This is a genomic window from Leucobacter sp. (assembly GCF_053528595.1).
The window spans coordinates 21786-31969 of the sequence record NZ_JAIVPF010000078.1 but is presented as its reverse complement, the minus strand read 5'-3'; the positions used below and the strand labels follow the sequence as shown (position 1 = coordinate 31969).

9 protein-coding genes are annotated in these 10184 nt (G+C 72.2%); 8 read left to right on the top strand and 1 reads right to left on the bottom strand.

Annotated elements, in window-relative coordinates:
- The 7 genes from ACWKZU_RS15985 to ACWKZU_RS15955 all read left to right on the top strand — a co-directional run.
- Nucleotides 1-950: helix-turn-helix transcriptional regulator (locus tag ACWKZU_RS15985; protein ID WP_449283324.1), on the top strand; the 950-nt coding region annotated here is incomplete at its 5' end.
- Nucleotides 943-1887, top strand: coding sequence for a helix-turn-helix transcriptional regulator (locus ACWKZU_RS15980; RefSeq protein ID WP_449283323.1), 945 nt, complete (start codon nt 943-945; stop codon nt 1885-1887). The genes ACWKZU_RS15985 and ACWKZU_RS15980, both read left to right, overlap by 8 nt.
- 65 nt (nt 1888-1952) lie before the next feature.
- The gene (gene tatC, locus ACWKZU_RS15975) at nt 1953-2774 is read left to right on the top strand and encodes a twin-arginine translocase subunit TatC (protein WP_449283322.1); all 822 of its coding nucleotides are present in this window, start codon (nt 1953-1955) and stop codon (nt 2772-2774) included.
- The gene (locus tag ACWKZU_RS15970; protein ID WP_449283321.1) at nt 2771-5104 is read left to right on the top strand and encodes a DEAD/DEAH box helicase; all 2334 of its coding nucleotides are present in this window, start codon (nt 2771-2773) and stop codon (nt 5102-5104) included. The genes tatC and ACWKZU_RS15970 overlap by 4 nt, the downstream gene beginning before the upstream one ends.
- Nucleotides 5094-6779 (top strand): apolipoprotein N-acyltransferase, encoded by a 1686-nt coding sequence (gene lnt, locus ACWKZU_RS15965; protein ID WP_449283320.1) that lies wholly within the window; start codon nt 5094-5096, stop codon nt 6777-6779. The genes ACWKZU_RS15970 and lnt overlap by 11 nt, the downstream gene beginning before the upstream one ends.
- Before the next feature lie 33 nt (nt 6780-6812).
- Nucleotides 6813-7634: a DUF5819 family protein gene (locus ACWKZU_RS15960; RefSeq protein ID WP_449283319.1), complete on the top strand. Its 822-nt coding sequence runs from the start codon at nt 6813-6815 to the stop codon at nt 7632-7634.
- On the top strand, nt 7631-8803 hold the full coding sequence (locus ACWKZU_RS15955) for an HTTM domain-containing protein (RefSeq protein WP_449283318.1): 1173 nt from the start codon (nt 7631-7633) through the stop codon (nt 8801-8803). The genes ACWKZU_RS15960 and ACWKZU_RS15955 overlap by 4 nt, the downstream gene beginning before the upstream one ends.
- Here the strand turns inward: ACWKZU_RS15955 and ACWKZU_RS15950 are convergent.
- Complete coding sequence (locus tag ACWKZU_RS15950; RefSeq protein WP_449283317.1) at nt 8774-9130, bottom strand: RNA polymerase-binding protein RbpA; 357 nt, start codon at nt 9128-9130, stop codon at nt 8774-8776. The genes ACWKZU_RS15955 and ACWKZU_RS15950 overlap by 30 nt on opposite strands.
- A 174-nt stretch (nt 9131-9304) precedes the next feature.
- On the opposite strand from ACWKZU_RS15950, the gene ACWKZU_RS15945 reads away from it, so the two are divergent.
- Nucleotides 9305-10072: an SDR family oxidoreductase gene (locus tag ACWKZU_RS15945; RefSeq protein WP_449283316.1), complete on the top strand. Its 768-nt coding sequence runs from the start codon at nt 9305-9307 to the stop codon at nt 10070-10072.
- Nucleotides 10073-10184 lie beyond the last annotated feature (112 nt).

Here is a 10184-nt window from a genome sequence, read left to right as displayed (position 1 = left end):
GGGCCGAGGGCCCCGGCGCCGCGCTCGACCGGCAGTTCGAGCGCGACAAGGAGCAGCTGCGGGCGCTCGGGATCCAGATCGAGACCCGCGACTCGCCGCTCGAGCCGGGCAACAACCAGCTCACCCGCTACCGCATCGCGAAGGAGCTGCTCGAGTTCCCGCGGGAGCTGCGCTTCGACGAGGACGAGCTGATGCTGCTGCGGCTCGCGGCGCTCGCCTGGCGCGAGGGCAGTCTGAGCGCCGAGTCGCGGCGGGCGGCCATGAAGCTCGAGGCGCTGGGCGCCGGCCTCGACGTGCGGGAGCTCGGCGTGGCCCCGAGTCTCGGCTCGGCGGAGCCGGCGGCCGCTCCGCTGCAGCGCGCGATCGACGAGGACCGGGTGGTGCACTTCGGATACACGCTGCCGAGCCGCGAGACGCCGCTCGAGCGGCGGGTGGCGCCGCTGCGGCTGCACCGGGCGGACGGGCGCTGGCACCTCATCGCGCGGGACCTCGAGCGGGACGCGGACCGCGTCTTCCTGCTGGAGCGCATCTCGGGCCCGGTGCGGGTCTCGAATGCGCGCTTCGATCCCGCGCTCCACGCCCGTGCCGACGGGATCGTCGAGGAGCTGCTGCGACTGCCCGAGCGGCAGCCGGCGGTTCTGCGCGTGCGCAGGGGATCGGCGGCCGAGGCGAGGTTGGCGCCGCGGGCAGAACGACTCGGCGACGGCGACGCGCGCACCGAGGAGACCGCGGAGCTGCGGATCGGCGTGCTCGATCGGCACGTCTTCGCCGCCGAGCTGATCGGCTACGGCTCGGAGGTCGTGGTGGTCGAGCCCGAAGCACTGCGCGACCTGGTCATCGCCGGGCTGCGCCGCGCCGCGGATCAGCACGCCGTCGATCGCACCGCCGTCGATCGCGCGGGGGAGTGGCCCGCGGCCGGCCGGACCGCGGAGGAGGCCGCCGATGCATAAGAACGTCATCGCCCCGGATCGGGTGCTGCTGCTGCTCTCGCTCGTACCGTACCTGCGCGAACACGGACCGACTCCGGTGCCGCGACTGGCCGAGGCGTTCGAGGTGCCGGCCGAGCTGCTGCGCTCGCTCGTGCGCTTCCTCGGCACCGCGGGCGTGCCGGGGGAGACGCTGAGCTATCAGCACGAGGACCTCTTCGACATCGACTGGGACGCGCTGGAGCAGGACGATGTGGTCAGCCTCACGCGGACCGTCGCCGTCGACGAGGCGCCCCGCTTCGCGCAGACCGAGACGGCCGCGCTGGTCGCGGGACTGCACGCGCTGACGCCGCTGCTGCGCCCCGAGGAGGCGGAGCTCGCACGGCGCACCGCGGCGAAGCTGGGACGGGCGCTGGGCGGACCCGACCGCCGTCCCATCTCCGTGACCGCGGACCCACAGGATCCGAGGATCCCCGGGATCGTGTCGGCGATCGGTTCCGGGCGGGTGCTGGCCTTCGACTACCGCGACGCCTCCGGCGCCGCCAGCTCGCGCCGGGTGGAGCCCCTGGCCCTGACGCAGGACTCCGGGGCCTGGTACCTGCGGGGCTTCTGCCTGGAGCGGCAGGCCGAGCGCACCTTCCGGGTCGATCAGATGCGCGAGCTCCGCGAGCTCGACGAGGCGGTGGAGCCGAGGGCGGTCCCGCTGCCGCAGCGGCGGCCGATGACCGAGATCGTCGCGACGGTCTCGGAGCGCGCGCTGCCGAGGATCAGCGCCTTCTCGCCCGAGCCGATCGGGGCCGAGGATGGCCGGCTCCGCGTGCGCATCGAGGCCTGGCACCCCGGTACCGCGGTGCGGCTGGTGCAACGCGCGCCGGGCGAGATCGTGATCGAGCATCCGCGGGAGGCGAGGGAGGCCGTGCGCGAGTGGGCCGAACGAGCGCTCTCCGCTTACGGGGACTAGTCGTGGAGGCGATCGACGGCGTGCGCGCGTCCGAAACCACAGGTGGCCTGGGATACACTGAGCGAATGGCGAAGCAGGCGCGGAAGCAGCGCAACGCGGACAGACGCATGAGCCTCGGCGAGCACCTGATCGAGTTCCGCAACCGCCTGATCATCTCGGCGATCGCGATCGCGATCGGGCTCGTCGCGGGCTGGTTCCTCTCCGACTGGGTCTGGGACATGCTGCGGCAGCCCATCTACGACATCGCCGAGCAGCAGGGCCGCGCCGCGCAGATCAACTACGACGACATCACCGGCGCCTTCGATCTCAAGATCCAGATCTCGCTGTTCATCGGCGTGATCCTCGCCTGCCCCGTCTGGCTCTACCAGATCTGGGCGTTCCTGGCCCCCGGCCTCACCAAGCGCGAGAAGCTCTACGGCTTCACGTTCCTGGGCCTCGCGGTCCCGCTCTTCCTCGGCGGCGCCTTCGCCGGGTGGCTCGTGATCCCGAACATCGTGACGCTGCTGACGAGCTTCGCGCCCGCCGAGGACGCGGCGTTCATCGGGGCCAGGCGCTATCTCGACTTCACGATCAAGCTGCTGCTCGCCGTCGGCGTCGGCTTCGTCATGCCGCTGTTCCTCGTGATGCTCAACTTCCTCGGGGTGCTCCGCGGGAAGTCGATCCTCAAGAGCTGGCGGGTCGCGCTGCTGTGCATCATCCTGTTCGCCGGGATCGCCACTCCCGCGGCCGACCTCATGAGCATGTTCCTGCTCGCCGCCCCCATCGTCGTGCTCTACTTCGGGGCTGCGGGGGTCGCGATCCTGCACGACCGGCGCATCGACAAGCGCCGCGCCGCGGAGCTCGCGGAGTACGGCATCGACGACGAACCCGCGCGGGACGGCGAATGACCGGAGACACCGCGCTCGCCCACTTCGAGCGCCGGATCGGCTATCCGCTCGACGCCTTCCAGCGCACGGCCTGCGAGCGGCTGGAGGAGGGGCGCAGCGTGCTCGTCGCGGCTCCGACGGGCTCCGGCAAGACGACCGTCGCCGAGTTCGCCGTGTATCTCGCACGGCGCGAGCGCGACGCGCGCATCTTCTACACGGCGCCCATCAAGGCGCTCTCCAACCAGAAGTTCCACGAGCTCTGCGCCGAGTACGGCGAGGACGAGGTCGGGCTGCTCACCGGGGACGTGAACCTGCGCGGCGACGCCCCCATCGTCGTGATGACGACCGAGGTGCTGCGCAACATGATCTACGCGGACGACGCCGATGGCCGATCCGGCTCCGGCACCGGGTCGCGCTCCCCGCTCGAGGATCTCGCCTTCGTGGTGCTCGACGAGGTGCACTACCTGGGGGACCGCTTCCGCGGCGCCGTGTGGGAGGAGATCATCCTGCACCTGCCCCAGAGCGTGCGCCTCGTATCGCTCTCGGCCACGGTGTCGAACGCCGAGGAGTTCGGCGACTGGATGCACGCGGTGCGCGGCGAGACCGACGTGATCCTGTCCGAGCACCGGCCCGTGCCGCTCTACCAGCACGTGCTCACCTCGAAGGCGCTGCTGCCGCTCTACGTCGGCCGGGACGGGGAGGCCGGGACGGCCCGCGGCGGCCGGATCAACCCGGAGCTGCGCATGCTCGAGGGCGGCCGCGGCTCCGGGCGGCCGGGGGAGCGCCGACGGGGCGGCCGCGACTCCGACGGATACGGCGATCGCGGCGGCCGGGAGCGATCGCGCGGCCGTGCGCCGGTGCGCCGCAGCCGCCGGATCTCGCGCGCGGACATCGTGCGCGCGCTCGACGAGACGGAGCTGCTGCCCGCCATCGTCTTCATCTTCAGTCGCAACGGCTGCGACCAGGCCGTGCGCCAGTGCCTCTACGAGGGGATCTCGCTCACGACGCGCGAGGAGCGCGACGAGATCCGCCGCATCGCGCGCGCGGAGGTGCGCGGCATGAGCGACGAGGAGCGGCGGGTGCTGGGCGTGCGGGAGTGGCTCGCCGGGCTCGAGCGGGGCGTGGCCGCCCACCACGCGGGCCTGCTGCCGACCTTCAAGACCGTCGTCGAGCAGCTCTTCCAGCGCCGCCTCGTCAAGCTGGTGTTCGCCACCGAGACGCTGGCGCTCGGCATCAACATGCCCGCGCGCGCCGTGGTGATCGAGCGGCTCGACAAGTTCAACGGCGAGCAGCGGGTGCCGCTCACCTCGGGCGAGTACACCCAGCTCACCGGTCGGGCCGGCCGGCGCGGGATCGACACCGAGGGGCACGCGGTCGTGGTGTGGAGCGACGGCGTGGACCTCGAGGCGCTCGCGCACCTCGCCGGCGCCCGCTCGTTCCCGGTGCGCTCCAGCTTCCGCCCCACGCCGAACATGGCGGTCAATCTGCTGCAGCGCATGGACGAGGCGCGGGTGCGCGACACGCTCGAGCTCTCCTTCGCGCAGTTCCAGGCCGATCGCGCGGTGGTCGATCAGGCGCGGGAGCTGCGGGCCGAGCAGGGCTCGCTCGAGGGATACGACGCCGCGGCCGCGCGATCGCAGGGCGCGGATCGCAGGCGCTGGGAGGATCGCGCGCGAAAGCTGCGCCGCCGCATCGAGCGCGGCCGCCGGCAGATCGCCTCGCGCACGGGAACGATCGCGCGCACCTTCGACCGCGTGGTGGATCTGCTGCTCGAGCTCGGGTACCTGGAACGGGTCGGCGGCGAGCCGGAGGTCACCCCCTGGGGCGAGCTGCTGCGTCGCATCTACGGCGAGCGCGATCTGCTCGTGGCCGAGTGCCTGCGGCACGACGCGCTCCGCGGCCTCGACGCCGCCGGGCTCGCGGCGATGTGCTGCGTGCTGAGCTACGAGCCGCGCCGGGACGACGAGGGCGCACCGGCGCTGCCCGGGGGCGCCGCGTTCGCGGCCGCGCACGACCGGGTGCTCGACGCGTGGGTGCGGCTGGACGACCTGGCCGAGCGCTCCCGCCTGCCGCGCAGCGAGATGCCGCACGCCGGTCTGGCCGCCACCATGCACGCCTGGTCGTCGGGCCGCCCGATCGAGGAGGTGCTCGACCGCTCGGGCATCGGGGCGGGCGACTTCGTGCGCTGGTCGAAGCAGACGATCGACCTGCTCGATCAGATCGCCCAGGCCTCCGAGACGGCCGTGCTCGCCGGTCTCGACGAGGACCGGCTGGGCGGGCTCGCCCGGCTGGCGCGCGAGGCGAAGCGGAGCGTGCGGCGCGGTATCGTCGAGGCCTCGAGTGGCCAGTGACGCCGTGCCGCCGGAGCCGCGCGACCTGACGCCGAGGCTGCCCTGGTGGGCGGCGCTCGCGTGCGCGGCCGCGGGAGGGCTGCTGCTCGACGCCGCGAGCCCCGCGCTCGCGTGGTGGTGGGCCGCGCTCCCCGGAGCGGCGCTGGTCCTCACCGGGGTGTGGCAGCAGCGGTGGGGGATCGGGCTGGCCGCGGGCGCCGCGGCCGGGGCCGCGTTCTGGATGCCGCACATCTCGTGGCTCACGCTGTACCTCGGCCCGATCCCGTGGCTCGGCCTGTGCGCGGTCATGATCCTCTGGTTCGCCCTGTTCGGCTGCGCGGCCGCGGTGACGACACGGGGCCTCGCGCTCCTCTCGCGCCGTCCCCCGAGCGCGGACCCCCGCGCTCCGAGCCGGTCGCGGCGAGCGCTGCCCGCGGGCGCAATGCCCTGCGTCCAGGCGCTCGCGATCGCCGGGCTCTGGGTGCTGCGCGAGAGCGTGCAGGGGGCGTGGCCGTACGGCGGCTTCCCATGGGGACGGCTCGCCCATACCCAGGCCGATGGGCCGCTCCTGCAGTCGGTGTCGTGGCTGGGCTTCTCGGGACTCTCGGGGGTCCTCGCCCTGGCGTGCGCACTGCCGGTCGCGGCCGTGTTCGCGCGCGCCGGGGGCGGTCGGATCCGTCGTGCGCTGCCGGCGGCGGCGACCGCCGCCGCGCTGATCCTGCTGCTCGGGGTCGTCCCCGCCGCGACGCCCGACCCCACCGGCTCGCTGCGGATTGCGGCGGTGCAGGGCAACTCGAAGTCGGGCATTTTCGACGATCGCGAGTCCGGCTCGGTGCTGAACGACCACGTCGAGGCGACGTCGGAGCTGCTCGACCGGCTCGAAGCCGAGGGCGAGCACGTCGACCTCATCGTCTGGCCGGAGAACAGCGCGGAGTTCGACCTGCCGGGCAGCCCGCTGAGCGGGTACCGGGTGGCGAAGCTCGCCGAGCGCGCCGGGGCGCCGATCGTCATCGGCTCGATACTGCCGAACGACGACGGCAGCTACACCAACAGCTCGCTCGTCTGGGGCGCCGAGGGCGCCCTCCCGGGCAGGTATGACAAGCGCTACCCGGTGCCGTTCGCCGAGTACATGCCGAATCGGGAGTTCTTCCACGCCCTCGTTCCCGATCTGGTGGATCTCGTGCAGCTCGAGTACGCCGCGGGTACCCGGCCCGCAGCCTTCGGCATCGGCACGCCGGGCGGCGACGTGCAGGCCGGGATCGCGATCTGCTTCGACATCATCTTCGACAGGCAGGCCGTCGCGATGATGGACGCGGGGGCCGAACTGATCCTGGCGCAGACGAACAACGCCGATTTCGGCCGTACCGACGAGAGCGCGCAGCAGCTCGCGATCGCGCGGCTGCGCGCGGTCGAGACGGGCCGCGGGCTCGTGAACATCTCGACGGTGGGCACGAGCGCGGTGGTCGCGCCGGACGGAGCCGACCTCGACCGGCTCGTGCCGCACACGGCAGGGGCCATGGTCGCGGAGGTGCCCCTCACGAGCGGCGAGACCCCCGCGCTGAGGCTCGGAGCGGCGATCGCGGCGGGATGGCTGCTCGTGGGAGCGCTGGGCGTCATCGGCGGCATCGCGGGTTCCGCGCGGGCGCGGCGCGGCGCGCGTGCGGAGAGCGCGCGCGGTTCCCTGGACCATGTGTAATCTAGGGCTGGGGGAACCGGCAAGGGGGAACGAGTGAGCGCTGAAGACACGATCGCGCCCGAACGGGGGAGCGCGCGGCCCAGGGTCTGGGTGCGCCTGGTGGCTTTCGGCGCCGTGCTGCTGACCGCCTGGCACGTCTTCGCCTCGTTCCTCTGGATCGGCCCGCCCACGCCGCTGCGGGAGGTGGTGCCGGGCGACGCGCTGAGCTCGTACATGATCCCGTTCTTCGGCCAGTCGTGGAGCGTGTTCGCCCCCGAGCCCATCAACGGCGACTACCACTTCAACGTGCGGGCGATCATCGAGCAGGACGGCGAGGAGATCGAGACGGGCTGGGTGAGCGCGACCGACGTCGAACTCTCGATGATCCGCTACAACCTCTTCCCGCCGCGCGCGGGGATCCAGTCGTCCGAGGTGGCCTCCCGGTACAAGAACGCCTACGATGCGCTGGGACGCGATCAGCAGGGTGTCGTCGCCGAGGCCTTCCGCTCCGAGGGGTGGGAGGGCGAACTGCGCGAGGCGCTGCTCGCCGGCCCGACGAACGGGGACGGGGCCGACCTGCTCGGAGAGGAGGCGGGCGAGGCCGAGGTCGACCGCTATCTCGAGGCGGATCACCTCTCGACCGCGTACGCGACGCAGGTGGCGGGGGCCGTCTGGGGCGACGAGGTGCGGTCGGTGCAGTTCCGCGTGAGCCGCCAGAACGTCGTGCCCTTCGCCGACCGCCACACGCCGGGCGTGCAGCGCCCCGAGCCGATGATGACCGAGTCCGGCTGGCGGGCTCGACTGACGGAGCCGGGGCAGAGCGACGAGAACTTCGCGCACGTGTTCCGCGCGCAGTACGAGAGGATCAGCGGATGAGCCGGCGGCGGGGCGGTTCTCGGACACCGATCGCGCGCTTCGGCGCCTTCGCGGGATCGGTGATCGGCGCCGCCTGGACGGCGGTCGTGGAGGGGCTGGGCGCCGCGGTGCTCTTCTGCGAGCGGTGGCTCTTCGACGGCAAGAAGGCGGTCTACGGCCTCGCGGTGACGCGCATGCTCTTCGGCGGCGCGATGCTGGGCCTCCTGCTGTCGAACTTCGGCACCCGCCTCTACACATTCGGCTCGGGGTCCGCGTGGAACGGCGAGATCCGGCAGCCGGCGAGCGACTTCCCGAACATCTGGCTCTTCAGCCTGTTCAACCGGGTGGCCGCCGACGACTTCTGGTACACGCTCTGCTACGTCGCCCTCGTCCTGCTCGCCGTGCTGTTCATCCTCGGGTGGCGGTTCCGCATCGTGCTCCCGGTGTTCTTCGTCGCATGGGTGAGCTTCATCGAGGCGAACGACATGGTGGGCGATCAGAGCGACAACATGCAGCGGATCGCGCTCATCCTGATGTTCTTCGCCGACCCCGCCGCGCGGTGGTCGCTCGACGCCCGGCGCCGGGCCAGGCGGGGCGAGTGGTTCCGCGAGGGTTCGGCGCCGCGCCAGCTCGGCACGGTGCTGCACAACCTGGCGCTCGTCGCGCTCGTCGCGCAGGTGTCCTTCGTCTACGTGGCGGGCGGGCTCTACAAGGCGCAGGGCGCGCCGTGGGCGGGCGGCTGGGCCGTCTACGACCCGCTGAGCACCATGCGCTTCGGCACCTGGCCGGTGCTGTCGGATCTGCTGACCTTCTGGGGGCCCGCGGTCGCGATCGCCGCCTGGGGATCGATCCTGCTGCAGATCGGCTTCCCGCTGATGCTGCTGACGCGCCCGACCCGTCTCGTGGCGCTGGCGGGGATCCTCAGCTTCCACATCGCGATCGGGGTGGCGATGGGCCTGCCGTGGTTCTCGCTCACGATGATCGCGATCGATGCGGTGTTCATCCGGGACCGCTCATGGAGGCGGCTCAGCCGGGGAACCCGGCGGCGCTGGGACGAGGCCATGCGGGGCGACGCCGGCGATCGCGCGTCGGCGGTCCCGGAGCCCGCGCCGGAGGTCCCCGGCTCGGAGATCAGCGCCGAGGAGCGGGACCCGGCGCCGTCACTTGCCGCCGCGGCGCGCGCGGAGTAGCTGGAGCCGCTCCTCCAGCAGCTCTTCGAGCTCCTCCCGGGTGCGGCGCTCGATGAGCATGTCCCAGGGGGTGCGCTGCGAGGACTCCTTCTCCTCGAACTCGGCGCGGGCGGCTCGTCCGGCCTCGTCGTCGAGGAAACCGAGCTCACCGCTCTTCTGATCGACCCACTCGGCCGGGGGCTCGGCGTCGGCGTCGAACAGGACGGCGAAGCGGGTGCCGCGATCGGTGAGGTATTCCACGGTGCGCCTGGGGGAGAGCTCGACGCCCTCCTCGCCCTGCAGGCTCGTCGCGCCGATGCGCGTTCCGCGAAGCGTTCGGTCGGCCATGGTGAGAACCTCCTCGCCTATCGGTTACGGCTCCGGCGCCACCGGTCTCAGAGGCGCCTTCGCCATGCTTTGCAGCGTACCCGCTCGACCGCCGTTCCCGATACCCCATGCCCGGCTTTCTCCCGGCGGTCCACTACTCTGGAGGCACGTGATCGAGACGATTGAGGAGCCCTTGTGACACAGATTCTTGAACCCGGCAGCCTCGCCGGCCGCCGCGCGCTCGTGACGGGATCGTCCCGCGGCATCGGCGCGGACACGGTGCGCTACTTCGCCGAGGCCGGTGCGGACGTGGTCATCAACTTCCGCAACAAGGCTCCGCGCGCCGAGAAGCTCGCGGCCGGGCTCGGCGAGCTCGGCGTCCGCGCGATCGTGCAGGGCGCGGATCTCACCGACCCGCAGTCGGTCGCGGACATGATGACGGCGGTGCAGCGCGAGTTCGGCGGTCTCGACATCCTCGTGCTCAACGCCTCGGGCGGCATGGAGAGCGGCATGGAGGAGGACTACGCGCTGAAGCTCAACCGGGACGCCCAGCTCTCGGTGCTCGATGCGGCCCTGCCGCTCATGGGCGAGGGATCGCGGGTCGTCTTCGTGACGAGCCATCAGGCGCACTTCATCCGCACGACCCCGACCATGCCGGAGTACGTGCCCGTCGCCGAGTCGAAGCGCGCCGGTGAGGACGCGCTGCGCGAGCGCATCCCCGAGCTCGAGGAGCGCGGGATCGGCTTCACCGTCGTATCCGGCGACATGATCGAGGGCACCGTCACCGCGACGCTGCTCAACCGCCTCAACCCCGGCGCCATCGAGGAGCGCCGCGAGCAGGCGGGCAAGCTCTACAACGTCTCCGAGTTCGCGGCCGAGGTCGCCCGCGCCGCGGTCGATCCCGTGCCGGCCGATCACACCCGTCTCGTGGGCGACACCTCGAGCTTCGGCGGCGAGGTCTGAGCGAACCTCGAGCGCGACGAGCGTCCGATAGTTGAACGGCCTCAGGCCGGGTTTTCGACTATCGGACGCTCTCTTTTTTCGACCCGATTTCACCCCGGCGACGACTGTGTTT